Raw genomic sequence first — 24381 nt, forward strand, 5'->3', positions numbered from 1 at the left:
CCCTCATCTCCCCCATCTCCCCCATCTCCCCTGCTCCCCTACCTTTATAATCTATGAAAACTAATATAGAATCATCGCCTTCACCTCGCCCGCCCCGTGTTCCCCAGGGAACTCGTGACTCGCGCAGACACACGCCCAAAGCAGATATGCGAGGGCTTTATCAAAGAGCAATTAAAGAGTCATTTGCCAAGCTCCATCCCCGCATTGCTGTCAAAAATCCAGTGATGTTTGTGGTTTGGGTAGGGACAATTGTGACTTTTCTGGTAACTCTTGACCCCAATTTATTTGGCACTTTACAGGTGGATGTCAACCAGCAACGCCTGTTAAATGGGTTAATAACCTTAATTCTGTTTTTCACAGTTCTGTTTGCTAACTTTGCAGAAGCAGTTGCCGAAGGACGTGGTAAGGCACAAGCAGATTCCTTGAGGTCAACACGTTCCGATACTATTGCTCGCAAAGTACTGCCTGATGGTTCGATTCAGCAAGTTAATTCTACAGAATTGCGCCGCAACGATTTGGTGAAAGTAATTGCCAATGACATGATTCCTGCTGATGGCGAAGTCCTTCAAGGCATAGGTTCGGTGGATGAGTCGGCAATTACTGGGGAATCTGCCCCCGTACTCAAGCAACCAGGTACAGATATTGCCAGTTCAGTTACAGGAGGTACACGTCTACTTTCAGATGAGTTGACAATTCGCATTACAGCCGATCCCGGTCAAGGCTTTATTGACCGCATGATTTCTCTTGTGGAGGGAGCAGAACGGACTAAAACTCCTAATGAGATTGCCCTCACAGTATTGTTAGCCGTACTGACACAAGTTTTCTTAATTGTCGTGGCAACCATGCCTCCCTTTGTCGGTTATATCGCCAACTTTATTAGTACTGTGTTTGGGGCAGAAGCCGGAAACAGTTTGCGTGCAGGTGCTAGCGTTGCTATCTTGATTTCTTTATTGGTAGCTTTGATACCCACAACTATCGGTGGATTGCTCAGTGCGATCGGCATTGCTGGTATGGATAGAGTCGCACAATTTAATGTTATTGCTACCTCTGGACGCGCCGTAGAAGCCTGCGGTGATATCAATACCTTAGTGCTAGATAAAACAGGTACTATCACCTTGGGAAACCGGATGGCTGATGAGTTTATCCCTGTGAACAGTTACTCAGTTACAGATGTGGCGCGAGTTGCTTTAGCTGCCAGTGTATTTGATGAAACACCGGAAGGTAGGTCAATTGTCAAACTAGCCGAAAGTTTGAGTGTAAAGGTTGATTTCGACCCCAAACAAGCAGAAGGTGTAGAATTCTCAGCCAAAACCCGCATGAGTGGCACTAACTTACCCAACGGGAAGGAAGTCCGTAAAGGGGCGGTAGATGCAATTAAAGGCTTTGTCCGTTCTCGTGGTGGTCGCATTCCTGATGATGTAGATGCGGCTTATGAGCGAGTTTCTCGGTTAGGTGGTACACCATTAGCAGTCTGCCAAAATGACCAAATTTTCGGTGTTATTTATCTTAAAGATATTGTTAAACCTGGCTTGCAGGAACGATTTGACCAACTACGGCGCATGGGTGTTAAGACAGTCATGCTTACAGGTGACAACCGCATTACCGCAAGCGTAATTGCCAAAGAAGCCGGAGTTGATGATTTTATTGCCGAAGCTACACCAGAAAACAAAATTAGCGTGATTCGCGGCGAACAATCTCAAGGTAAACTGGTGGCAATGACAGGTGATGGTACTAATGACGCACCTGCATTAGCTCAAGCTAACGTAGGGTTAGCAATGAACTCTGGAACCCAAGCCGCCAAAGAAGCTGCTAACATGGTGGACTTAGATTCTGACCCCACTAAGTTGATTGATTTGGTAACTATTGGTAAACAGTTACTCATTACCCGTGGGGCGTTAACAACTTTCTCTATTGCCAACGATATTGCTAAGTATTTCGCCATCATCCCGACTATTTTTGCGGCGGCTGGTATTGGCGCACTTAACATTATGGGATTAAAAAGTGCCCAATCTGCAATTATCTCCGCACTAATTTACAATGCTTTGATTATTCCCGTACTTATTCCTTTAGCACTCAAAGGTGTAAAGTTCCGTCCTTTAACAGCAGACCAACTATTAAGACGTAACATTTTAATTTATGGGTTGGGGGGTATTATTGCACCTTTTATTGCTATCAAAATTATTGATGTCGTTTTACCTTTGTCTTAATTTCTAATCATTCAAAACTACTATGAAACCTCCTCGTGTAAACATTCTCCCCATTCTTTTACCTCAAGTATTTGCCCAGATACTTACAGGAGTAAATGAAATTTGGTTGCAATGGCGTAAACAAAAGCTGCCTCTGTATATGTTTTTGGCAATGTGTTTCAACCTTGTGGTTGCGCCTGTTGTCTATGCTGCCACTGGGGAACAGTTTTCTCACTTTCAAGCTTGGGCTTTAGGACTGTTAGGGCTGGTGACGTTGAGCCTTTCTACATATTTGTTTTTTGTCATGTTTGTACCGGAGAAATTCTAATGAGTTTTGCAAGAGAAGCCAGCAGAGCAATTCGTTCGACTGTAGTACTTTGGGTAATTGGCGCAATTATTTATCCCTTTGCGATGATTGCTTTTGGGCAAATTGTGTTTCCATTTCAAGCCAATGGTAGTTTAATAAAAGATAGCCAAGGTCGGGTTTTAGGTTCTAGCTTAATTGGTCAACCTTTTACTAGCGATCGCTACTTTAACACTCGCCCCAGCACCACCAGCTACAGCACCGCCGATCCCAAAAAAGATGAGGCCGGAATTCTCAAAACCGGGGTTTCTGGTGCTAGCAATTTAGCTCCCAGTAATTCAGCCTTACTAGAACGTATCAAAGGTAAAGATGACCCCGATCCCAGCAAACGGGTTGAAGGTGATTTAAATCGATTAAAAACAGCTCTTGTGCAACCTACCGCAGATTTAGTCTACACCTCTGGTTCTAGCCTTGACCCCCACATTACCCCTGAAGCTGCTAAAGCACAAATTACCCGTGTAGCCAAAGCGCGAGGAGTCCAACCCCAACAGTTAAAAACTTTGATTAATCAAAATACTGATGGTCGTTTTCTAGGAATCTTTGGTGAACCTGGGGTCAATGTCTTGAAGTTAAATCTAGCTTTGGATGCATTAAAATCTGCAAGTTGAATCAGAAACATCGAGATGATTACAGCAAAAAAAGTCAAAACATTATTTTTTTGGAAGTACCTTAGAGAATTGGTATAAATTATGTATTAAGATGACAGATGATCTCAAGTTACCCCCGATTTATAATTTTTGAACCGCAGAGTACGCAGAGGACGCGGAGTTTTTATTAGTTATGGAATTAAATCAAAACAATGGTGATACTTTGGCGGCGTTGCAGGAATTAATTGAGGTGGTGGCAAAATTGCGATCGCCTGATGGTGGTTGTCCTTGGGATTTGGCGCAAACTCCCGAAACGCTGACACCATACGTAATTGAAGAAGCTTATGAAGTGGTTGATGCCATTAAGAATGGTGACAAGGAAGCGATCAAAGAAGAGTTAGGAGATTTACTTTTACAAGTGGTATTGCAAGCCCAAATCGCCAGTGAATACGGACAATTTTCTCTGCAAGAAGTAGCCAGAGGTATTTCCCAAAAGTTGATTCGTCGTCACCCCCATGTCTTTGGTGATGTGTCGGTACAAAGTGTCGATGAGGTGCGGCAAAATTGGGAACAAATCAAAGCCACAGAAAAGGGTGAAGCATCCCCAGAAAATCAAAAACTCAGTGCTAAACTCAGTCGCTATGGACGTACCCTACCCCCACTCACGGCGGCCATGAAGATTTCCCAGAAAGCTGCTGCTGTGGGGTTTGAATGGGAAAACATTGATGGCGTTTGGGAAAAGTTTCATGAGGAATTGGCAGAATTTCAACAGGCTTTGGCCCAAGAAACACCCCAACGACAACAAGCAGAATTAGGAGATTTACTATTTGCAGTTATTCAGCTTGCCCGTTGGTATAATCTCGATCCTAGCGCTGGTTTGCAAGGCACAAATCAACGATTTGTCCAACGGTTAGAAAGAATGGAGGCAGTTGTTGACCGCCCCCTTGCTGATTACAGTTTGGATGAGTTAGAAAGTCTCTGGCAACAAGCAAAAGCTCAACTTGCCAAAGAGCAGTGATATATCTAATTTACAATTTGATGGTGACAGTTTTAACTTCGGTATATTGCTGTAAGCCATATTCGCCTAGTTCGCGACCGATACCAGATTGCTTGAAACCACCGAAGGGTGCAGCAGCGTCGAATACGTCATAACAGTTTACCCACACTGTACCAGCACGCACATTGTGAGCGATCGCGTGTGCCTTACTAATATCCTGAGTCCAGACAGCGGCGGCGAGTCCATACATGGTAGTATTCGCCCGTTGAATTACTTCGTCAATGTCTTTAAACTTGATAATACTCATCACAGGGCCAAAGATTTCCTCTTGGGCAATTTTCATCTCATCGCGGACATCAGCAAAGACTGTGGGTGCAATGAAGAAACCTTTGTCTCCCACTCTACTACCACCACAAAGCATCTGGGCACCTTCGCGCATCCCAGACTCGATATAACCCATCACTCTGTCGAATTGGTCTTTGTCTACCTGTGGCCCTTGTTCTGTGCTTTCATCGAAGGGGTTACCGACAATCCGCTGTTTGGCTTGTTCTACACTTTTAGCGACAAACTCGTCGTAGCATTTTTCTTCCACAAATACCCGTGAACCAGCACAGCAGCATTGACCTTGGTTGAAGAATAAAGCATCGTGAGAACCTGCGATCGCTGCATCCATATCAGCATCAGCAAAGACGATGTTGGGACTCTTACCGCCAAGTTCGAGAGTCACGCGCTTGAGGTTGCTTTTGGCTGCGGCTTCCATAATTAGATGCCCGACTTCAGTGGAACCAGTAAAGGCCACTTTGTCAATATCCATGTGGCGAGCGATCGCAGCCCCAGCTGTTGGCCCATATCCTGATAAGATATTCACCACACCAGGGGGAAAACCAGCCTCAACAATCAACTCACCTACTCGCAATGCTGACAAAGGCGTTTGTTCAGCGGTTTTCATCACCACAGTATTACCAGTTGCCAAAGCAGGTGCTAGCTTCCATGCTTGCATTAACAGTGGGAAATTCCAAGGGATAATTTGACCAACTACACCCACAGGTTCGTGGCGGGTGTAACAGAAGTAAGGGCCGTTTATTGGGATAGTTTTACCTTGTACCTTATCAGCCCAACCTGCATAGTAGCGATAGCAGCCGATGACTAGCCCCAAGTCGCCCAATGAATCTTGTAAGGGCTTGCCATTGTCTAGAGTTTCCAACCGTGCCAATTCATCAATATTCTGTTCAATTAAATCTGCCAGCTTGTAAAGCAACTCGCCGCGACGAGTAGCAGATAGCTTTGTCCATTCACCGCGAGAAAAAGCAGCGCGGGCTGCTTGGACTGCTTTTTCTACATCTGGGGCATCTGCTTCTGCGACATCGCAGATTACCTCACCTGTAGTTGGGTTAATGGTTTCAAATCGGCGATCGCTGACACTTTCTACCCATTCATTATTAATCAGCAACCGAGTTGGGCCGATTTTGACCTGTTGTTCTGGTACTCTTGCTGTAACCATCAGGCCTCCTTAAGCGATAAAAAATTTGCTTAAATCTATATAATTATGTTTTCTCGAACACAGTAATTTGTGGGATTTATTTATAAATTCTTAGCATTTGCTAAATATTAAGATTTACATCAAAAAACGTGAGTTCGATAAATTAAAAAAATCCGCTTCAAGCCTCTGTTTTCTACTGTTAACCTAACGCACAACCTGATATTCACGCCTTGGATAACTGACAGCGCTTTTCAAGTAAAGAGTTGTAGGGGCGTACAGCTGTACGCCCCTACTCATGTATCTGTATCAGATATTTCGTGAAATGGTATAACAACGAATTGCACCTCTACTTCAGTGCCTAAAAATTTCCCAGTATTTTGGGCTGATTATTACAATTGAATTTAGCTCCAGACATCTACAGTAAGGAAGGAAGGAGTAGCATATGCAATTTCGCTATCAGATTGCATTAGGAGCTTTGATACTTGTGCTTATGGGGTTGATCGCACCAATAGGCTGTACTCCAAGTCAGCCATCCCCCAGTGTTCAGAGTCAGGAACCCACCAGCATCCTGTTCACGAACGTGCGTATTTTCGATGGCACTTCTGATCAGCTTTCTGACCTATCGAATGTTTTAGTCGTCGGTAATAAAATTAAAACCATTTCTAAAACTCCAATTGCCACAGCATCAGGCATTGAATTGACCAGAATTGATGGAAATAGTCGTACACTGATGCCAGGACTAATTGATAACCATGTCCATCTGTTTATGATTAACAGCACGAGTGACGAGTCACTCTCCCTTAGTCCTGAAGTCATGAATCAGAAAGCACAAACCGCAGCAAAACAAATGCTGCTGCGTGGATTCACCAGCATCCGTGATTTGGCAGGGCCAGTATTCGACCTCAAAAAGGCCATTGACAACGGTGATGCGGTGGGGCCGCGCATTTATCCTAGCGGTGCGATGATCTCGCAGACTGGCGGACATGGCGACTACCGCACACCAAAAGATCTAGTCTGGACACCCGATACAACTCTCAGCAGCACAGAAGCCTTCAGCAGTGTTGCGATCGCTGATGGTGTGGATGAGGTACTCCGCAGAACCCGCGAGCAACTCATGCAAGGCGCTAGCCAGATTAAGCTGGCGGCTGGTGGCGGTATAATATCGAACTACGATCCGCTGGATGTCAGCCAGTACACAGAAACCGAGTTACATGCCGCAGTCGAGGCCGCCGAGAACTGGAACACTTATGTAACAGTCCATGCCTATACGCCTCGCGCAATTCAGAAAGCGATTCGGGCTGGTGTCAAGTGCATCGAACACGGACAACTCATGGATGAGGTAACAGCGAAGATAATGGCTGAAAAAGGTATTTGGCTCAGTATACAGCCCTTCCTCAATGACGAAGATGCTATTCCTTTGCCAAAAGGGTCGGTTAACCATGCCAAACTACTAGAAATAACCAGGGGGACAGACACCGCCTATGCCCTGGCTAAGAAATACAATCTCAAAACAGCTTGGGGCACTGACTCATTATTCGATGCCAAGCTAGCTACCCGACAAGGGGCGCAGCTGGCGAAAATGGTTCGCTGGTACACCCCAGCTGAAGTGTTAAAGATGGCAACAAGCACAAATGCCGAACTGCTGGCATTGTCAGGCCCACGCAATCCCTACCAGGGTAAACTGGGCGTGGTCGAAGAAGGCGCACTGGCTGACCTACTGCTGGTAAACGGTGATCCGCTGCAAAACATCAAGCTGATCGAGAACCCAGATCAAAACTTCGTCGTGATTATGAAGGACGGAAAGATCTATCAGAATCTCCTCAAGTGACTGAGAACTGAGAGTGCGATCGCCCAATCCCCAATCCCTTGTTTACATTTGTTCTAACTCCATCCCTTTGGTTTCTCTGATAAAAAAGAGAACGAAAAATAGCGAGATAGCAGCCGCAATTGTATAAAGACCATAGGCTGCACCTAGCCCGAAATATTGAAGTATGGGGGGAAAAGTTGTAGAAACCACAAAATTGGCAATCCATTGCATTGCAGCAGCAACCGAAAGTGCAGCAGCGCGAATTTTGTTATTAAACATTTCTCCTAACAGCACCCAGACGACTGGCCCCCAGGAGAAACCAAAGCAAAATACATAGATGTTAGCTGCTAAAAGAGCCACAATACCTGCTGAACCGGTGAGAGTAGGGTTGCCAGCAGCATCCAGCTGGGCTGTCCTAAAAATAAAAGCCATCGTTCCCAAGGTGGCGGTCATACCGATTGACCCTAAAATCAGCAAGGGCTTGCGACCAAATTTATCGACAAAGGCGATCGCAATCAGTGTAGTAACAATATTAACGGCTGCTGTAATCACCGTAATTGTTAAGGAGTCTTTTTCAGAAAATCCCACTGCCCGCCACAAAACGCTGCTGTAGTAGAAGATGACGTTAATACCAACGAATTGTTGGAATACAGATAAGGCTATTCCTATCCAAACAATTGCTAGGAGTCCACCACTTCTTCCCAAAAGGTCGCTAAACTTCGGCTCACGCTCAAGCATCACTGTTTGCCGAATTTCTTCGATTTTAGCTAGTACGTCACCGCCCAAAATTTTGGATAAAACGTTAGCGGCTTCTGGTTCCCGTCCTTGGGCTACTAAGTAACGAGGGGATTCGGGAATCGTTAAAGCCGCCATGCCATAGAATACAGCTGGAGGGGCTGCTGTCCAAAACATCCAGCGCCAAGCTGCAATCCCAAACAAAAACGGCGCCTCTGCTGAACCTGCTGACACAGCGATAAAGTAGTCGCTCAGTAGGGCAATAAAAATTCCTACTACAATCGCTAGTTGTTGCAGAGATCCTAATCTTCCCCGCAAATGACTGGGAGAACATTCTGCGATGTAAGCTGGTGCAATCACGCTGGCAGCACCGACTGCAATCCCACCCAATAGCCGCCAAAAGATAAAATCCCAGATACTAAAGGCAATCCCGGAGCCAATAGCGCTGAGAGTAAACAACCCGGCTGCGACTACCATTGCCTTGACTCGACCATAACGGTCTGCAATTTGCCCAGCAAAGAAGGCTCCTATGGCAGATCCTAGTAAGGCTAGAGACACTGCAAAACCAGTTACCCAACTAGTGGTATTAAAGGCCTTTGCCAGAGCTAAAACCGCGCCGTTAATTACAGCAGTGTCAAAACCGAATAAAAAGCCGCCGAGGGCAGCAGCACCAGCAATCAATATTACATAGTAGGCATTGGCTTTACGAAGAGTGGAGGTCATTGTTATATCTCTTAAGAAAGGGAATGGGGAATGGGGAATGGGGCATGGGGAATGGGGAATGGGGAAATTAGAAATCGAAGGTTGTACGAATCACACCGATATACTGAGAATCGTTTTTGCTGTCGTTTTCTGGGTTGAAAATCATCCAAAAACCAGGTGTGACTGAGATGTTGTCATTCACTCGCCAGCGATAGAATGCTTCTAGGTGGTATGAGTTGTCTCTGTCTTCACGCACATCACTGTTGGACACATGGGGCGGTAAACCAAAGAGAATCCCTGGCAGGTTGCCCTTACCTCCCACATCTGGAAATGACATGCCAATTGCCCCAAACCAAGCATTAGCATTGTCACCGTTGTTCACAAACAGAGAATCTGTTCCTCCTCTACCATTGGCAATATCACTTAAACCTGAGTTCTTGGCAGTCGCCCAAATGTACCCACCCCAAGCATGGATTTGGAAATTTGGGGCAAAGCGATAGTATCCCTGTGCGCCCACAATGTCGCTGGCAGTGGCTATGCTGTTGCCAAAGGGAGAACTTGCCAAGGCGCTACCTGTCCCACCTGTCAGACCAATTCTGCTAGCAGGGCTATAGCCATGAGAGTAGGCAAGACCAAAAGCTCCTTGTTTGCCGTAATATTCCAAGTGAGCGAGGGCGTTGTAACCGCCGTCAAATAAGCCATGTCTTGCTGATGACAGATTCGGATTGTCTGCTAAATAGCCCAAAGTTAGAACCAAGTTTTTGCTCATATGCCAGTTGACAGCACCACCACCACCCCCTCGTCGGAAGAGGGGACTGTATGAGCCAAATAGTGAGGGAACGCCGTTACCATCATCAGCGATGGTAGCAGGTGTCATGGTGTTTGTAATGTCTGTGTAGCCAATACCTGCGGGGCCGACGACGAAGGAAACTGAATCGCTGACTGGGAAGTAGTAACGGATGTGGGGAATACTGACTGTGTTGTCGCTGTCAGTATCAAAATTGAGGCGTGTCATCCCCGTGCCTGTGACTGAGGCAATTTGGCTTGTGCCGTTGGAATTTAAGAAGTTGCCAAACTCTAGCCGGACTCGCAACAAATCTTTGCCTGTGAAGCTACTTTCAAAGTTGAGACGGCTGCGATTTGCAAAGTAGGCTTGGGATTGATCGCCATCCCTACCCACACCGTTGCCAAAGGTATCGCTGATGGCGGTAATAATTTGGGCATTTAGTTTGGTTGTGGTGGAAAACTGCTGTGATTCTAGTGTTGCTGTACGCGCTTCAAGAACATCAACCCGCCCGCGTAGAGTTGCCAATTCTGTTGCAAATTCTGTTTGCAACTTTTGCAGTACTGTCAGGTCTTCTTTGCTGACCATATCAGTAGTGCTTGTGGCAATTAATTCATTGATTCGATTCAAGCAAGCATTTAAACCTGCTGCAAACTCATAACGGCTTAAAGCACGATCGCCGCTATAGGTGCTGTCTGAATAACCTGCAATACAACCGTAGCGTTCGATTAGCGATTGTAATGCAACAAATGCCCAATCAGTTGGTTGCACATCAGAAAACTGGGAAACCGAAGTTACTTGTCCTTGCAAGCTGCGATCGCCATCTGTTGCCCAGACCACTGGAATTGGCAACAGCAGTAAACAAAAGCTATAAAAAACAATTTTGAACATTTGTATATTTTCAAAAAGGCTTTAATTTTGACTGTGTAACTACGATGTTTGCAATCATTTAGATAACATTCCCATTTCTTCAAAAACGGTGTTAGCACTTGCTGCAATCAGGTTTTAGTCTTGCTGAACTGCGTTGACAAGAAGCCTAACCAATAGTTTGGCCAAGCAAAGCTGACGCATTGTACAGAATCTTTGCGTTTAAAAAGCTTGAATGACTAATATTTAGTTTTATGCTCACTTTTAAAACATTTGCTCAATAATTAGAATCATACATAGCCCCAGATCAATTGTGAGAATTACTAAGTAATTTGCAACATATCTCGATACATTCCTTTACAGGGGTTGGAATTATCACAACTAAGTAGGAGACAGGAGGTAAAAGCCTCGTAATAGGGAATTTCTCTGATTGGCATTTTATATATGATTATGTTCACTTACTTATAGCTAGCTATGATTTTGTTAATCAGATTATTCTGATTACCGAGAGTGCAGAGGAGTAGAGGAATAGCTACTATTAATATTAAGTATGTGAGCAAAAAATCTATATTTTGGTATATATTCAAAAACCCACTTTGGTGTTAGTAAATGCATCTTGCAAAACCACATCGTCAAAGGTGAACTATGAGAGAACCTGATGCGGAGCGTCGCGATCGCAAGGGAGCAGGGGAGCAGGGGAGATGGGGAGATGGGGAGATGGGGAGCAGGGGAGATGGGGAGAATTACAAATGGCAAATGACCACTAATACCGTTTTACTTTAAGGTTGATACATTTAGGCTAGCAGAGGGGCAGGGGGGCAGAGGAGCAGAGGAGAAATTATTTGTATCATTTATTTAGTGAAATGGTATAACAACTGACCACTGACAACTGACCACTAACAACTGACCACTGACAAAAGAAATGGAGGCAGTTGCTAACCGCCCCCTTGTAGATTAAAGCTTGGATGTATTGAGAAATGCTCAGGCAGCAGGCTAGAAACTCAGCTATCTGCTGCTCAAAAACATAGTCAAGACTACTCCCAGGATAATCGATCCACCGCCAAGGATGAATGACCAGAAGCGATGGTAACTGTTGACAAAGGTGCCATTTTCGCTCTGGAGTTGGATCAAATCCATCCAAGGAGCAACGCCTCGGCGGAACCAACCCACAGCCCCAACTTGTTCACCAATCAAGCTTTTGACTCGCTTCATGCCAAACAAGAAATTACCAATGGGGCCAAAACGTGAGGCGTAGTGCAGATAAAGCATACCGCTACGGTCTTGGATTTTTAAATCGGAACCAAATTTATAACCAGCGTCGCCACGCCCAATTAATTGTCCTTCTATTTTTGCAGGTTGTCCGCGCAAGGGGCTGGCATAGGGGTCTGACATTAAGGTGAGAATGTCGGTTTCTGGTGCTTGCTTGTAGCTGGGGAACATGACAAGGGCTTTTACTAGAATCCCTATTCCTAAACCGATGAATGGCGCACCCAATGTTATACCTGGGTTGCCAGTACTTGACAATAGGATAACGCCAAGTACTAAGCCAGCTAAGAAACCAATGGTTTCTGCACCATACAGCACAATATCTAAGAAGAAGTTACCGTAAAGTTTACCCTTGCTCAGGTTTTTGCCTTCTCCTATAACTCGCCCCATGTCGAACTCAGTTGGTAAACCTAACTGTTCTGCATAGGTGCTGAGGGCGCGGACTCGTTTACCAGTCAGGGGATGGGTGGAATTTAACTCCATCCACCAGCCCCACGGGTTAAACATATCCCACAAAAAGACGCGACCAATTTTTTGGGGGTCGGATGCAATGCGGTAGGCGGTTCCTGTGGAAGTTGCGGCTTTGGGGTCGTAGATACCCAAGGCGCGAGTCCCTTCAATTAAACGGCTGGGTTCTTTTGATCGCGAACCTTCTTCAAGAATCCCGTAGGCAATTTTCACCAAAGCGCGAGATAATCCATTGGGATTACCTGTACTTTCTGCTGCGAAGTGGTCTGCGAAGTATTCTCTGGTGCGGGAAAGGTACAGCAGTAGGTAAGTACCGATGATGTAAAATATGTAGGCAACTAAACCAGCGGTTTGGATGGCATCTTTGATTTTGTTATCGCCGCCGCCACGACCGAGGCGTCTGGCTGTGCTGTAAATTAGGTAACAAATTTGCACTAAGGTCGAAGCCACTGTCATCACTGCAAAGTCCCAATGGACGATGTGTCCTAATTCGTGGGCGTAGACAGTAGCAATTTCATCATCGTCTAGATAAGTGAAAAGTCCCTGACTAACTACTAGGCGGGCACTGTTCGGTAATGAACCGTAAGTAAAAGCCGTGGGGTTTTGGTCGTTAATGATTCCTAGACGCGGGGCTTTGAGATTTTTCTGTTGGCAGACTTGACGAATAACTCTAGCTGTCTCTGGACTGAGGCTTTCAACTTCTGCCAACTCTACCCAACGAGTTTGGTAAAGCCAGCTTTGGGTTAAGTCCATGAGAAACGGAGACAGGAAAAAGGCAGCGATGTTGAAAATTAATGTAATAGCAATAGCGATCGCTAGTCCTTGGAGAGGATCGTTGCTACCTAAAATAAATACTAAGCTCAAACCTAAAACCAACACCATGCCAAACAGCAAGGTCATGGTAACACCAGAGGCTAACACCAGACTACCGCCCACGCCTCCCATTGCTAATTTCACACCAGCAGCAGTAGCACGTCCGGCTTTTTGGATGGCACTAGTTTGGGTTGTTGGCGGTTCGGAAAAGGATTGACGAGCTTGTTCTGCCCAGTTGCGTACTTGTGGGTTTTCGCTGACTATTAACTTATGCCACAGGGTCGTAGCTTTTTCAATTTGCCCTGTAGCTTGATAAGCTTTCATCAGCCACATCTGTGCTGAAAGATAATCAGAGGAATTGTGATCTACACAATTGCGACTGAATTGTTCCAGCAAGTTAACTGCTTCTTGGTAACGCCCTTGTTGAAAGGCTTCTAATCCAGATTGAAGTGACATAGGATCTCCTTTGCAAAGGAGTGATATTTGATCCATGAATACTCAATAGAACCAGCGTTCGTCATCGCAATTACGGAAAAATAGCAAGTATCAATTTGATTTTTGATAAGATGGCTGATGACTGTGGGATATTTTTTATTTGGAAGTAAATATAGGGTGTGTTATGCCGAAGGAATCGCGCACCGTCAACAATCTAAGGTGCGGCGCTTGGCGACAACTATGTTAATAAACGTAAATGTAGGCTAACGCACCGTCAAAAATTTAAGGTGCGTTGTCGCCAAGCGCCGCACCCTTGTAATTATTGGCTCAATAAATTAACTACTTCACTCAGGAGTAGCTTGACTTTGTACAGGGTGTATATTCTCTCTTGCTCATATCGTTCTGGGTATTTCATTCTTCTGCCTTCCAGGGATACCCTAATCAGCGCCATCTGTTCATTTGTGGGTTCTCTCATCTCATCAAGCGCTTCCCCAATACTCTGAATATTTCCAAAACTAGGTGATTTTATTCCCTTTCCTTGTTTCGATTGTGAAAGCGCTATCTGAGGGAACGCCATCAAGGATGTAATATAGCTGACTTTGTAGCCTGCATTCCCCGTTGGCTTGACGCTGTATCGCAAGCAAAGGTCTTTTAACTCTTGAAGTGTCATCGCTTCAAGTTCGGAGCGACTAAACATACAATAAAAGTGTCCATCTAAAGGTGGTTATCAGTGGTGAGTTGTTTACCAGACGTACGCACCACTGATATTTAAATGTTAATAGGATGCATACATCTAATTCAAGTTAGATTTACAGTTCTCAACAATGCCCAACCCTAAAGGAAAACCGGAGAATTTACCAATATACCCAGCTAAGGGGGAAGAACCATTAGAAGACAACCTTAGTTTTCGAGTCACTAAATCTATGAAAGAAGAGGTGAAAGCACATGATGATCCTGCCGAATTTTGTAGACGTGCGATTCAAGAGGCGCTAGATAAAGAAAAGAAAAAATAGGCAAGGGAGTATGAGAGCAGGGGAGAATGATTATTGAATAAATCTGATTGTTTGAAACCAGACAATTCAAGCTATATTTACTTTTCTAAACAATGCCCAATCCAAAAGGAAAGCCAGAGAATTTAGAGCGAATACAGCCAAAAGGCGAAGAACCTATGACTGAACAGATAAGCTTTCGAGCCACCAAATCTATGAAAGAAGAGGTGAAAGCACATGACGACCCTGCCGAATTTTGTAGACGTGCGATTCAAGAGGCGCTAGACAGAGAAAAGAAAAAATAAGCAAGGGATGAGGGAGATGAGGGAGATGGGGGGATGGAGAGATGGGGAGAATGACAACTGACAACTGACAACTAACAACTGACAACTGACAACTGACAATTGACCAACCAACGTTGATAGGATAAGTAAAAGCCATAGATTTTTCCCACAGTTAAAAGTTGTTTGACATGACTACTCTCGAAGTTGCTTTACCTTTAGTTGCGATCGCTCAAAAAACTCGCTCCTGTGCTAGTAAGTTGGCAATTCTCTCGACTGCGGCGAAAAATCAAGCAATCGATGCCATCGCCCAAGCTTTAGAATCTGCTAAAGATGAAATTTTGCAAGCAAATGTTGCTGATTGTGAAGCGGCTACTGCGTCAGGAATTCCCCAACCACTTTATAAACGCCTACAGTTAGATGAACATAAGTTAAGAGATGCGATCGCTGGTGTTCGAGATGTCGGTAAGCTAGCTGATCCTGTTGGGAAAGTGCAGATTCACCGGGAACTTGATACTGGCTTAATCCTGAAGCGGATTACAAGTTCATTGGGTGTTTTGGGTATTATTTTTGAAGCACGTCCAGAGGCAGCAATTCAAATTGTCTCTTTGGCTATTAAATCTGGTAATGGTGTCATCCTTAAAGGTGGTAAAGAAGCTGTTCGTTCTTGTGAAGCGATAGTTAAGGCAATTAAACAAGGTTTATCTCAAACTGCTGTGAATCCTGATGCGGTACAGTTACTCACAACTAGAGAAGAAACTTTAGAACTTTTGAAGTTAGATAAATATGTAGATTTAATTATTCCTAGAGGTTCTAATTCTTTTGTCCGGTTTGTGCAAGAAAATACCCGCATTCCGGTACTAGGTCATGCGGATGGCATTTGTCATCTTTATATAGATAAAGATGCTGATATTGCTAAAGCAGTAACAATTACAGTTGATGCCAAAGCGCAATATCCTGCTGTTTGTAATGCCATTGAAACTTTGTTAGTTCATCAGTCAATTGCTACTGAATTTTTACCAAAAGCTGCCCAGGCTTTAGCAGAACGTCATGTAGAATTAAGAGGCGATGAACGTACTTTGGCAATCTTGCCTGATATTAACAAAGCAACAGCAACAGACTGGGAGACAGAATACAGCGATTATATTTTGTCCATTAAGATAGTGGATTCCATAGAAGACGCGATCGCCCATATTAATGAATATGGCTCTCGTCATACTGATGCCATTATCACTGAAGATTCTGCGGCTAGTGAAACTTTCTTTGGACTAGTAAATTCAGCCAATATTTTTCACAATTGTTCTACCCGCTTTGCTGATGGTTTCCGCTACGGTTTTGGTGCAGAAGTGGGAATTAGTACCCAACAAATGCCACCCCGCGGCCCTGTCGGCTTAGAAGGATTGGTAACATATAAATATCAAATGACTGGCGATGGTCAGATTGTAGCTACCTACACAGGGGCAAATGCCAAGCCTTTTACTCACAAGGATTTAGTGTAGAAGACATAGCATAATTTACGTTATTGCAAATAAACATAAAGTTTGCAGCCCGTGTTGTGATGGTAGGAAAAGTTCACTATATCTATGGTGAACAACCTAACAATAAAAGTGTTTGATTTTTAGTGCTAAATTATGAACGCTTACAAAAAGTACATCACTATTACAGATCCAAAGCAAGTAATATTATCTGATTTACCGTTTCAGGTAGGACAGCGAGTTGAAATAATTATCTTAGCAGAGGATAACCCCAGAGCAGAAATTAGTCAAAAACTGCGAGATTTATTTGATAAAACACAGTCTATACAAGGAATACGAGATATTACAGAATCAGAAATAGCAGCAGAGATTGAAGCTTATCGACGTGGAGAATGAAAGTTGTTATTGACACGAATGTTTTAGTTTCTGCTGTCATTAAGGGTGGAATACCAAGAGTAGTTATTCAGTTTATTGTTGATACTTATGACTGGGAATGGATTGTTTCTCAAGAAATTTTAACGGAATATAAGTCAGTATTAAGTCGTCCTAAATTTAAGTTGACAGAGGAAGTGAAAGCATCATGGTTTGAAATTATTGATGCATTTTCGACACTAATTGATGTCAATTTATCAATTGATTTTCCCAGAGACAGAAAAGATGCCAAGTTTTTAGCTTGTGCTTTAGCAGCAGAGGCAGATTTTTTGATTACAGGTGATTCTGATTTTAATCAGGCACAAATTTTGGTAAATACAACTATTATTTCTGTGTCGTTATTCAACAGGCTATGCGTGAGTTGACATTCACTTCGTAGTCTTGTCAGCGAATCTGCTTTCTGATACCTGAAAATCACCTATTAGCAATTCCAAGATATTAAAGTTGAAATTTCACTTAATCCCTATTAGGGATTGAAACAAACTCAAGGGGGATATACAGCGCTTAGTAGTGTAGTTGAAATTTCACTTAATCCCTATTAGGGATTGAAACGTAGCTATTTGGCTTAATCTGACTCTTGGCACTATATTAGGTTGAAATTTCACTTAATCCCTATTAGGGATTGAAAATACTCCCTGTTTTTGCTTGTTTCCTATTCCCCATTCCCTATTCCCCATTCCCTACCCCGAAGGGGTTTATACCAATGCTTTAAGTAACGCCTGCAATTTAAGTTGCACTTCTGCAAACTCTTTATCAGGGTCGGAACCAGCAACGATACCAGCACCAGCATACAGCCTAGCGCGATCGCCATCTATCAATGCTGAACGAATGCCGACTATAAATTCGCAGTTACCCTCAGCATCTATCCAACCGAGAGGCGCAGCATATAAACCCCTCTCGAAATTTTCATAGCGACGAATTTCTGCACAAGCAATATCTCTGGCTGCACCAGCAACAGCGGGTGTGGGATGCAGTTGTGAGATAATCTTTAAGGGATGTACATTAGCAGGAACTATGGCGCTAATTGGTGTCCATAAATGCTGGATGTTAGATAATTGCCTGAGTCGTGGTGCTGATACCTGCGGTAACAAGCCTAGCTGAGTTAAACGTTGAGTAATGAAATCAATTACTAGCGAATGTTCATGTCTTTCTTTTGCACTATTGAGTAAGCGATTAGCATTAGCAGCATCTTCAGCTGGTGTTTGACCTCGCGGCGCAGAACCAGCTAATGCATCAGTAATTAACTGTTGGCTATGAATACTAATTAATCGTTCTGGACTAGCACCAATAAAGTTTTGCCCTTTACCGTTACTTGTAGAAAAAATATAACAATTAGGATGTATTTGCCGGAGATTATCTAAGGATTTAAATAAGTTAAAATAATTACTTGACTTGACATCTAATACATCCGCCAGCACAATTTTACTTAAATGATTAGATTGAATTTTTTCTAAGGCAGATACAACTGAGTTTTTGAAGTGTACAGAATTCGTGACTGGTTTTTTGCTAAACTGTGCTGGGAAATCAAGTTTTGGAGAGTAATCTTGTAGAGACTCGATAATTTGCAGTTGGGTGTGTAATTTCTGTACTATCTTTTTAATATTTACTCTAGTACTGATAATTATATTATTTACTAATACACAACGCTGATTTTTTACAGCTATTTGCCAACGTGGTAAAAAAATCGTAGCAGATGGAAATGGGTAATTTATCTGAACCTTTTGATGAAAAAAGCTGAAATAACAAAAAAAGTGAGTTCCAGCAAAAGGTTGATTAGTATTACCAAAATTAATTATATTTTTTAGACAAGATTTGATAAAATGCTCAGCTTGAATAAAACGGTCTTGTCCATCAATTTGTAATTTTGCTATGGCATCAATAGCCGCGATCGCTTCTCCTTTTCCTTTGTTCTCAAAGTAAAAATTTATTTCATTTGCTTGCGAAAATTTCTCCAATACAACTAGAGGGTCTACCCAGTCAATATCCAGCGAAACACTCACGATTTGCTGACAATCATTTGTGAGGCAATTTTCCTGAACGGATAACAAAAAATGGTATAAGTCTTTGTGTTCTACAAAGAATTTGCTGCGACATGGTGAAACTGTCATGGATCTAGCAATAGTAAACTTTTTTTAAGTTATCTTCCTAAAGTGTAATTAAACGTGGTCGTATTTCTACAGGTAACATATTTAGTTACCATTTCACCAGAGTATGGTTTGCTTTGTTTGTGGTGTTCTCATACGCCGACAAGCCATACTCAGTTTTGGATTGCAATCCAAGAGGGAGTGCTACTCATGGGAGGTTAACCAGCCAACAACAGTAGAGAGTTGAAAGTGCTGATTTGAGAGTGCTGAATGCTGAGAATGTTGTATATTTAGCATTCAGCAGAAATGAATTATGAGTAAGATTTTAGTAATTTAATTAATCAAGACTGATGACACAAGCGCAGATTTCAGATCCTAAAATTAAATTATGGATGGCGGCAATTAAACCGCCGATGTACAGCGTTGCTATTATGCCCGTTTGGATAGGAACAGCAGTAGCTTTTGCCCAGACAAAAGTTTTGAATGTGGCAGTATTTTCTACTTTTTTAGTTGCGGCAATTTTAATTCTGGCGTGGGAAAATATCAGCAATGATGTCTTTGATGCAGAAACAGGAATCGATAAAAATAAACATCATTCTCTGGTGAACTTGACTGGCAATAAACCATTAATATTTTGGTTAGGAAATTTTTGTTTAATTGCGGGTTTATTGGGAATACTAGCGATCGCAATTTGGCAAAAAGATCCAACCGTGTTCGGGATAAGTTTACTGGGCTGTGGTTTAGGCTACATTTATCAAGGGCCTCCCTTTCGTTTAGGATACCAGGGTTTAGGCGAAATTATTTGCTTTTTTGCCTTTGGGCCTTTATTAGTGACAGCAGCATATTACAGCCAAACTCAAACTTGGTCAATGACGAGTTTAGCCGCCTCAGTAATTGTGGGAATACCCACAAGCTTAATTTTGTTTTGTTCACACTTTCACCAAGTTAAGGATGACATAGCCGCCGGCAAGCGATCGCCTATTGTCCGTTTAGGTACAGCAAAAGGCGCCCAACTCCTGAAGTGGATTACAGGCAGTATTTATCCCCTCACCTTACTGTTTGTGCTGTGGGGAACTTTCCCCGTATGGACGTTGCTAAGTTGGCTGAGTTTACCTTACGCCTTCAAATTATGTCACCACGTTGAGCAAAATCATCACCTGCCGGACAAAGTGAGTAACTGTAAATTCATCGCCGTCAAAGTGCATTTTTGGAGTTGCTTATTCTTTGGTGTGGGATTCATGCTTTAGTTAATAGTCAGTTGTCAGTGGTTAGTGGTCAGTAGCAACTAACAAATGACAACTGACAAATGATAACCCCAATGAGTTAGCTTAATTTTCGTGTCGTGACTTACAAATTTAAATTTCGTCCTTATAGCCGTAGATTTGTGCGATCGCTTGCTACCAGTCATGGCATTTGGGATATTCGTGAAGGGATTATTCTCAGCCTTAGCGACGAAACTGGTATCGGTTGGGGAGAAATTGCCCCAATTAGCTGGTTTGGTTCAGAAACTCTAGAACAAGCCTTAGATTTTTGTCACCAACTACCAACACAAATCACTGAAGAAACAATTTTTTCCATCCCAGATGACTTACCTGCTTGTCAATTTGGCTTTGAGTCGGCGTTGGAGGGAATTGGGAATTGGGAATTGGGAATTGGGAATTGGGAATTGGGAATTGGGAATTGGGAATTGGGAATTGGGAATGGGAGGAGTAATTTTACAACTCCTAACTCCTCACTCCTAACTGCTAACTCCTCACTCCTAACTGCTAACTCCTCACTTTTATCCTACAGTGGTTTATTACCAGCGGGTGAGGCGGCGTTAGAACAGTGGGAAAGGCTGTGGCGGGACGGTTATCGCACGTTGAAATGGAAAATTGGGGTGTATGCGATCGCGCATGAACTAAAAATTTTAGACTCACTGATACACGCCTTACCAGCCTCTACCAAACTGCGATTAGATGCTAACGGCGGACTCAGCTATGAAGACGCTAACTTATGGCTGCAAAATTGCGATAATATCCAAGCAAATCAAGCATTATCCTTAGAAATTGAATTTCTTGAACAACCGCTACCTGTTGGGCAATTCGAGGAAATGCTGGAATTGAGTAAGTGTTATAAAACTCCAATGGCTTTAGATGAATCTGTCGCCACACTCAAACAACTTGCAACCCGTTATCACCAAGGTTGGCGAGATATTTTCGTTATTAAACCTGGGATTGTTGGTTCACCATCTCGTTTGCGGCAGTTTTGCCAACAGCATGAAATTGACGCAGTATTTTCATCTGTATTTGAGACTACCATTGGTAGACAAGCTGCACTCAAACTAGCAGCAGAATTATCCCCCCATAATAGGGCAGTTGGTTTTGGCATCAACCACTTTTTTGAACAAGAAGAACAAACCTGGCTGCAACACCTATGGAAAGACTTTTAGACTATCTCAATAACCATATTCAAAATGATTGGCTGATTAATTACAACAGCCATCAACTTCAGGAATTAACCCAAGAATTATATTTAGAATTAGCCCAATTATTAAAGTATAAATCAACAGTAAAAATTATCCTATCTGAACGTGAAACAGTAAAATTTTTAGCAAGTTTTATTGCTGCTTGTGCTGCTAATTGTTCAGTTTTTTTGTGTAACCCCGACTGGGGGAAACAAGAATGGCAACAAGTATTTAATTTAGTACAGCCAGATATAATTTGGGGAATTGGGAATTGGGAATTGGGAATTGAGAATTGGGAATTGGGAATTGGGAATGGGGAACAAAATTCTACCTCATCCCCCTTATCTCCCTCATCCTCCTCATCTCCCTCATCCCCCTCATCCCCCTCATCTCCCCACTCCCCACTCCCTACTCCCTACTCCCCACTAATAATGATTCCCACTGGTGGTTCATCGGGACAGATTAAGTTTGCTATCCACACATGGGAAACTCTCAAAGCATCTGTACAAGGATTTGTAGAATATTTTCAGCTAAAGCAAGTCAATTCTTTTTGTGTGTTACCGCTATATCATGTCAGTGGTTTAATGCAATTTATGCGTTCCTTTTTGACTGGAGGTAAATTAGCTATTATCCCATTCAAAACATTAGACATTAGTCAAATATCCAATATTCAAACCTCAGATTTTTTTATATCTTTAGTTCCAACACAGTTACAACGCCTCCTGCAAAATCCAGAATTAACCAATTGGCTAGCCCAATTTAAAACTGTACTTTTGGGAGGTGCGCCAGCTTGGCATGAACTACTAGAAAAAGCGAGATTTAACCGCATTCAATTAGCACCCACCTATGGGATGACAGAAACCGCCTCTCAAATTGCTACCCTCAAACCCGATGATTTTCTCAACGGTAAAATTAGTAGTGGTCAAATTCTGCCCCATGCAAAAATAATAATTCGCAATCAGCAAGGCCAAGTCCTAAATTACAATCAAATAGGCAATATCACCATTCAGGCTAAATCTCTAGCCCTTGGCTACTATCCTCAAACCTGGAATAATCAGGATTATTTTCAAGTAGATGATTTAGGATTTTTAGATGAGCAAGGTTATTTAAATATAGTCGGACGTAACAGCGACAAAATTATCACAGGCGGAGAAAACATTTACCCAATAGAAATTGAATCTGCTATTAGAGAAACTCAAATGGTTGCTGATATTTGCGTGATTGGTATCCCAGATCAACATTGGGGACAAGCATTAACAGCCCTTTACGTCCCCAACAATTCAAATACTTCCATAATTGAAATTCAAACCCAACTTTACAACAAACTCAGCAAATTTAAAATTCCCAAACACTGGATTCCTCTACCAAACTTACCCCGCAACACCCAAGGTAAAATCAATCGCCAGCAACTACAGCAAATAGCCACAGAATACCTACAAAACCTCTCTTAACCTTCTTCTCTCCGCGCCCTCCGCGTCTCTGCGGTTCGTTTCCAACCAGCTAACAATTTCTTCAGGTAATTCCTGCTTTTTTCTACTACTTGCATCAATACAAACATGTCGAGTAATTGCCTTAGCAACAACTACATCTGCAACCGAAATCTCATAAGCAATTTCAAACTTATCAACACCCAGCTTTTGGGGAATTAAACTAATTACTAAATTGTCCCCACAAAACATCGGACGAAAAAAATCGACACTAGTATGAACAATGGGAAAAGCTACAGATGGATTAGTAAAAAAATCTTTGAGATTAATCCCTGATGCTGCTAGAGATTCTTCATAAGCTTCATGACAAATACCCAAAATATTTGCAAAATACACTACTTGGGCGGCATCAGTATCTCGAAAGCGAACAGTGCGATTATAAGTAAAAGTCATCTTGAAAAATTAGAAATTAAAAAGAGCAAGCTGATCACTTGCTCTATCAATTAATTTTACTGTAAAAACAAAACTTCTCACTTTAAAGGGTAATATATATCCTCAGAACTAGGATTGAGGTAAGGACGCTGTAAATCAATTAAATGCTGTGCAAAATGTTGATCAATTGTCTTTATACGTTCCTCCATCGCGTTTTTACCTTTTTGCCACGCTTCCAACAAAGCATTAGCGAGGATTTGGCACCGATTCAACCCAAAACTTTCCCGCGCCGCAAATTTTTGAGTTGGTTCTTCAGCTAAACCCAGCCCAGGTGCTAAAAACTTAGTGAACAGAGGAATTTCAGTCTGAAAATACGATTGATTTTCTGTATATACAGCCTGAAGTATTTTATGGATTTTAGGATAGTCGTGACGTTCAAAGTAGAGTACACCGGAGTCATAGCGCCCGTATGCACAGGGGTTGTAGAGTACCTGAAACGTAAAAGCAATACCAGCAGCATTTAGTTGCTGTGTCAAGCTATCCATGAGGGCGATCGCACCAGATGCAGTAAAATTAAAATAGATTCTTCCCGTACCCAAATCTTCGTCTGGGTTCCCCTGCTTTTGGTGTCCCACATTACTCACTGCTAGGTAACACCCGTTTTGCAGCCGATTTTTAGGCATCCAAATAGCAACTGATTCACCAGTTTTAGCAGATTTTGTACTTGGTTTGAGATGGCAATCTGGCTCAATATATAATGTCAAACCACCTTTAGTCACTGCCATACTACCATCAGGTTCTTGGCGCAACACTTGCCAACTAGGGTCAAAATAACCGCTACCGTGATTGTTAGCGTGCAGTTGCTCATAAAATTCCCAATCAATCTCCAAAATAGAATTGTTCTCTAAATTTTGGTGTAGCACACAATTACCACTATCATTATTGACAGCTAAAATGCTTTGTAGAGAACCATTGTAATAAATCCCGTGGAGAAAATTTCGCAGTAATAGCGAGAGATATTTATGTTGTAAGGCAGGAGAATTTTGTTGAAATCTTTCTGCTACTTTAGTCGGTAGTGAAAAAGGTTGATAACTAGGATGGTGAATACAAAAGTTTGGCTCAATTTGGATATTGCCAGCAATATCGAACAGAGAATTTAGAAGGGGATTAACAGAATCATCTAGCATTAATCAATTCAAAATTAAAAAATAAGTGAGGGTGAAAGAAGTTGTCTATTTAGGGTCGTCAGTGGTCAGTTGTTAGTTGTTAGTTGTGATTGTCAAAATTTTGGTGTTTTAGTAAATAAAAAGATGACAAATTCAAA

At 42.7% G+C, this 24381-nt stretch carries 22 protein-coding genes; 14 read left to right on the forward strand and 8 right to left on the reverse strand.

The window, feature by feature from the left end; genetic code table 11:
- Positions 1-53: 53 nt before the first annotated feature.
- From kdpB to mazG, 4 genes are all read left to right on the forward strand, one after another.
- Positions 54-2207 carry a potassium-transporting ATPase subunit KdpB gene (gene kdpB / locus I8748_RS14060; protein WP_198125203.1) on the forward strand — a complete coding sequence of 718 codons (2154 nt, stop codon included), beginning with the start codon at positions 54-56 and terminating at the stop codon, positions 2205-2207.
- A 22-nt stretch (positions 2208-2229) separates the two neighbouring features.
- Positions 2230-2514: a potassium-transporting ATPase subunit F gene (locus I8748_RS14065; protein WP_198125204.1), complete on the forward strand. Its 285-nt coding sequence runs from the start codon at positions 2230-2232 to the stop codon at positions 2512-2514.
- A complete protein-coding gene (gene kdpC, locus I8748_RS14070; protein ID WP_198125205.1) occupies positions 2514-3158 on the forward strand; it encodes a K(+)-transporting ATPase subunit C in 645 nt (214 codons plus the stop codon). The genes I8748_RS14065 and kdpC overlap by 1 nt, the downstream gene beginning before the upstream one ends.
- Before the next feature lie 172 nt (positions 3159-3330).
- Positions 3331-4155, forward strand: a complete 825-nt coding sequence (gene mazG / locus I8748_RS14075; RefSeq protein WP_198125206.1) for a nucleoside triphosphate pyrophosphohydrolase — start codon at positions 3331-3333, stop codon at positions 4153-4155.
- Between the two features lie 10 nt (positions 4156-4165).
- Here the strand turns inward: mazG and I8748_RS14080 are convergent, their stop codons facing one another.
- Positions 4166-5635 carry an aldehyde dehydrogenase family protein gene (locus I8748_RS14080; protein ID WP_198125207.1) on the reverse strand — a complete coding sequence of 490 codons (1470 nt, stop codon included), beginning with the start codon at positions 5633-5635 and terminating at the stop codon, positions 4166-4168.
- Positions 5636-6056: 421 nt separating this feature from the next.
- Here I8748_RS14080 and I8748_RS14085 point away from each other — a divergent pair, with 421 nt between their 5' ends.
- Positions 6057-7442, forward strand: coding sequence for a metal-dependent hydrolase family protein (locus I8748_RS14085; RefSeq protein ID WP_198125208.1), 1386 nt, complete (start codon positions 6057-6059; stop codon positions 7440-7442).
- A gap of 42 nt (positions 7443-7484) precedes the next feature.
- On the opposite strand, the gene I8748_RS14090 is transcribed toward I8748_RS14085, so the two are convergent.
- Together I8748_RS14090 and I8748_RS14095 are read right to left on the reverse strand one after the other, a co-directional pair.
- The gene (locus I8748_RS14090; protein ID WP_198125209.1) at positions 7485-8879 is read right to left on the reverse strand and encodes a sugar porter family MFS transporter; all 1395 of its coding nucleotides are present in this window, start codon (positions 8877-8879) and stop codon (positions 7485-7487) included.
- A 67-nt stretch (positions 8880-8946) separates the two neighbouring features.
- Positions 8947-10533 (reverse strand): iron uptake porin, encoded by a 1587-nt coding sequence (locus I8748_RS14095; protein WP_198125210.1) that lies wholly within the window; start codon positions 10531-10533, stop codon positions 8947-8949.
- A gap of 621 nt (positions 10534-11154) precedes the next feature.
- Here I8748_RS14095 and I8748_RS14100 point away from each other — a divergent pair.
- Positions 11155-11292, forward strand: a complete 138-nt coding sequence (locus tag I8748_RS14100; protein ID WP_198125211.1) for a hypothetical protein — start codon at positions 11155-11157, stop codon at positions 11290-11292.
- A gap of 222 nt (positions 11293-11514) precedes the next feature.
- Here I8748_RS14100 and I8748_RS14105 read toward each other — a convergent pair whose 3' ends face one another.
- Together I8748_RS14105 and I8748_RS14110 are read right to left on the reverse strand one after the other, a co-directional pair.
- Positions 11515-13512 (reverse strand): zinc metalloprotease HtpX, encoded by a 1998-nt coding sequence (locus I8748_RS14105; RefSeq protein WP_198125212.1) that lies wholly within the window; start codon positions 13510-13512, stop codon positions 11515-11517.
- Between the two features lie 298 nt (positions 13513-13810).
- Positions 13811-14188: a hypothetical protein gene (locus I8748_RS14110; protein ID WP_198125213.1), complete on the reverse strand. Its 378-nt coding sequence runs from the start codon at positions 14186-14188 to the stop codon at positions 13811-13813.
- 127 nt (positions 14189-14315) lie between these two features.
- On the opposite strand from I8748_RS14110, the gene I8748_RS14115 reads away from it, so the two are divergent.
- The 5 genes from I8748_RS14115 to I8748_RS14135 all read left to right on the forward strand — a co-directional run bounded on the left by I8748_RS14115 (position 14316) and on the right by I8748_RS14135 (position 17033).
- Entirely contained in the window at positions 14316-14504 is a 189-nt protein-coding gene (locus I8748_RS14115) for a hypothetical protein (protein ID WP_198125214.1), read from the forward strand.
- A gap of 155 nt (positions 14505-14659) precedes the next feature.
- Positions 14660-14785 (forward strand): hypothetical protein, encoded by a 126-nt coding sequence (locus I8748_RS14120; RefSeq protein WP_318781222.1) that lies wholly within the window; start codon positions 14660-14662, stop codon positions 14783-14785.
- Positions 14786-14952: 167 nt separating this feature from the next.
- Entirely contained in the window at positions 14953-16260 is a 1308-nt protein-coding gene (locus I8748_RS14125) for a glutamate-5-semialdehyde dehydrogenase (RefSeq protein WP_198125216.1), read from the forward strand.
- A gap of 132 nt (positions 16261-16392) precedes the next feature.
- Positions 16393-16632, forward strand: coding sequence for a hypothetical protein (locus tag I8748_RS14130; protein ID WP_198125217.1), 240 nt, complete (start codon positions 16393-16395; stop codon positions 16630-16632).
- Complete coding sequence (locus tag I8748_RS14135; RefSeq protein WP_198125218.1) at positions 16629-17033, forward strand: putative toxin-antitoxin system toxin component, PIN family; 405 nt, start codon at positions 16629-16631, stop codon at positions 17031-17033. The genes I8748_RS14130 and I8748_RS14135 overlap by 4 nt, the downstream gene beginning before the upstream one ends.
- 330 nt (positions 17034-17363) lie before the next feature.
- On the opposite strand, the gene I8748_RS14140 is transcribed toward I8748_RS14135, so the two are convergent.
- Entirely contained in the window at positions 17364-18776 is a 1413-nt protein-coding gene (locus I8748_RS14140; protein ID WP_198125219.1) for an isochorismate synthase, read from the reverse strand.
- Between the two features lie 326 nt (positions 18777-19102).
- Between I8748_RS14140 and menA the strand changes: the two genes are divergently transcribed.
- The 3 genes from menA to I8748_RS14155 all read left to right on the forward strand — a co-directional run bounded on the left by menA (position 19103) and on the right by I8748_RS14155 (position 22649).
- Positions 19103-19999: a 2-carboxy-1,4-naphthoquinone phytyltransferase gene (gene menA, locus I8748_RS14145; RefSeq protein ID WP_198125220.1), complete on the forward strand. Its 897-nt coding sequence runs from the start codon at positions 19103-19105 to the stop codon at positions 19997-19999.
- A 95-nt stretch (positions 20000-20094) separates the two neighbouring features.
- Entirely contained in the window at positions 20095-21183 is a 1089-nt protein-coding gene (locus I8748_RS14150) for an o-succinylbenzoate synthase (protein ID WP_198125221.1), read from the forward strand.
- Positions 21168-22649, forward strand: coding sequence for a 2-succinylbenzoate--CoA ligase (locus I8748_RS14155; RefSeq protein WP_198125222.1), 1482 nt, complete (start codon positions 21168-21170; stop codon positions 22647-22649). The genes I8748_RS14150 and I8748_RS14155 overlap by 16 nt, the downstream gene beginning before the upstream one ends.
- Here the strand turns inward: I8748_RS14155 and I8748_RS14160 are convergent.
- The gene (locus I8748_RS14160) at positions 22632-23078 is read right to left on the reverse strand and encodes an acyl-CoA thioesterase (protein WP_198125223.1); all 447 of its coding nucleotides are present in this window, start codon (positions 23076-23078) and stop codon (positions 22632-22634) included. The two genes, I8748_RS14155 and I8748_RS14160, sit on opposite strands and share 18 nt — an antisense overlap.
- Positions 23079-23155: 77 nt before the next feature.
- Positions 23156-24244, reverse strand: coding sequence for a T3SS effector HopA1 family protein (locus tag I8748_RS14165; protein WP_198125224.1), 1089 nt, complete (start codon positions 24242-24244; stop codon positions 23156-23158).
- Positions 24245-24381 lie beyond the last annotated feature (137 nt).

The organism is Amazonocrinis nigriterrae CENA67, assembly GCF_016056305.1.
Classification (GTDB): Bacteria; Cyanobacteriota; Cyanobacteriia; order Cyanobacteriales; family Nostocaceae; genus Amazonocrinis; species Amazonocrinis nigriterrae.

Coding starts and splice junctions, on each gene's coding strand:
- I8748_RS14065 (WP_198125204.1), top strand. CDS start 2,230: ATGAAACCTCCTCGTGTAAACATTCTCCCCATTCTTTTACCTCAAGTA.
- I8748_RS14160 (WP_198125223.1), bottom strand. CDS start 23,078: ATGACTTTTACTTATAATCGCACTGTTCGCTTTCGAGATACTGATGCC.
- I8748_RS14100 (WP_198125211.1), top strand. CDS start 11,155: ATGAGAGAACCTGATGCGGAGCGTCGCGATCGCAAGGGAGCAGGGGAG.
- I8748_RS14095 (WP_198125210.1), bottom strand. CDS start 10,533: ATGTTCAAAATTGTTTTTTATAGCTTTTGTTTACTGCTGTTGCCAATT.
- kdpB (WP_198125203.1), top strand. CDS start 54: ATGAAAACTAATATAGAATCATCGCCTTCACCTCGCCCGCCCCGTGTT.
- I8748_RS14105 (WP_198125212.1), bottom strand. CDS start 13,512: ATGTCACTTCAATCTGGATTAGAAGCCTTTCAACAAGGGCGTTACCAA.
- I8748_RS14110 (WP_198125213.1), bottom strand. CDS start 14,188: ATGTTTAGTCGCTCCGAACTTGAAGCGATGACACTTCAAGAGTTAAAA.
- I8748_RS14125 (WP_198125216.1), top strand. CDS start 14,953: ATGACTACTCTCGAAGTTGCTTTACCTTTAGTTGCGATCGCTCAAAAA.
- I8748_RS14130 (WP_198125217.1), top strand. CDS start 16,393: ATGAACGCTTACAAAAAGTACATCACTATTACAGATCCAAAGCAAGTA.
- I8748_RS14165 (WP_198125224.1), bottom strand. CDS start 24,244: ATGCTAGATGATTCTGTTAATCCCCTTCTAAATTCTCTGTTCGATATT.
- I8748_RS14090 (WP_198125209.1), bottom strand. CDS start 8,879: ATGACCTCCACTCTTCGTAAAGCCAATGCCTACTATGTAATATTGATT.
- I8748_RS14085 (WP_198125208.1), top strand. CDS start 6,057: ATGCAATTTCGCTATCAGATTGCATTAGGAGCTTTGATACTTGTGCTT.
- I8748_RS14115 (WP_198125214.1), top strand. CDS start 14,316: ATGCCCAACCCTAAAGGAAAACCGGAGAATTTACCAATATACCCAGCT.
- I8748_RS14135 (WP_198125218.1), top strand. CDS start 16,629: ATGAAAGTTGTTATTGACACGAATGTTTTAGTTTCTGCTGTCATTAAG.
- I8748_RS14080 (WP_198125207.1), bottom strand. CDS start 5,635: ATGGTTACAGCAAGAGTACCAGAACAACAGGTCAAAATCGGCCCAACT.
- menA (WP_198125220.1), top strand. CDS start 19,103: ATGACACAAGCGCAGATTTCAGATCCTAAAATTAAATTATGGATGGCG.
- kdpC (WP_198125205.1), top strand. CDS start 2,514: ATGAGTTTTGCAAGAGAAGCCAGCAGAGCAATTCGTTCGACTGTAGTA.
- I8748_RS14120 (WP_318781222.1), top strand. CDS start 14,660: ATGACTGAACAGATAAGCTTTCGAGCCACCAAATCTATGAAAGAAGAG.
- mazG (WP_198125206.1), top strand. CDS start 3,331: ATGGAATTAAATCAAAACAATGGTGATACTTTGGCGGCGTTGCAGGAA.
- I8748_RS14155 (WP_198125222.1), top strand. CDS start 21,168: ATGGAAAGACTTTTAGACTATCTCAATAACCATATTCAAAATGATTGG.
- I8748_RS14140 (WP_198125219.1), bottom strand. CDS start 18,776: ATGACAGTTTCACCATGTCGCAGCAAATTCTTTGTAGAACACAAAGAC.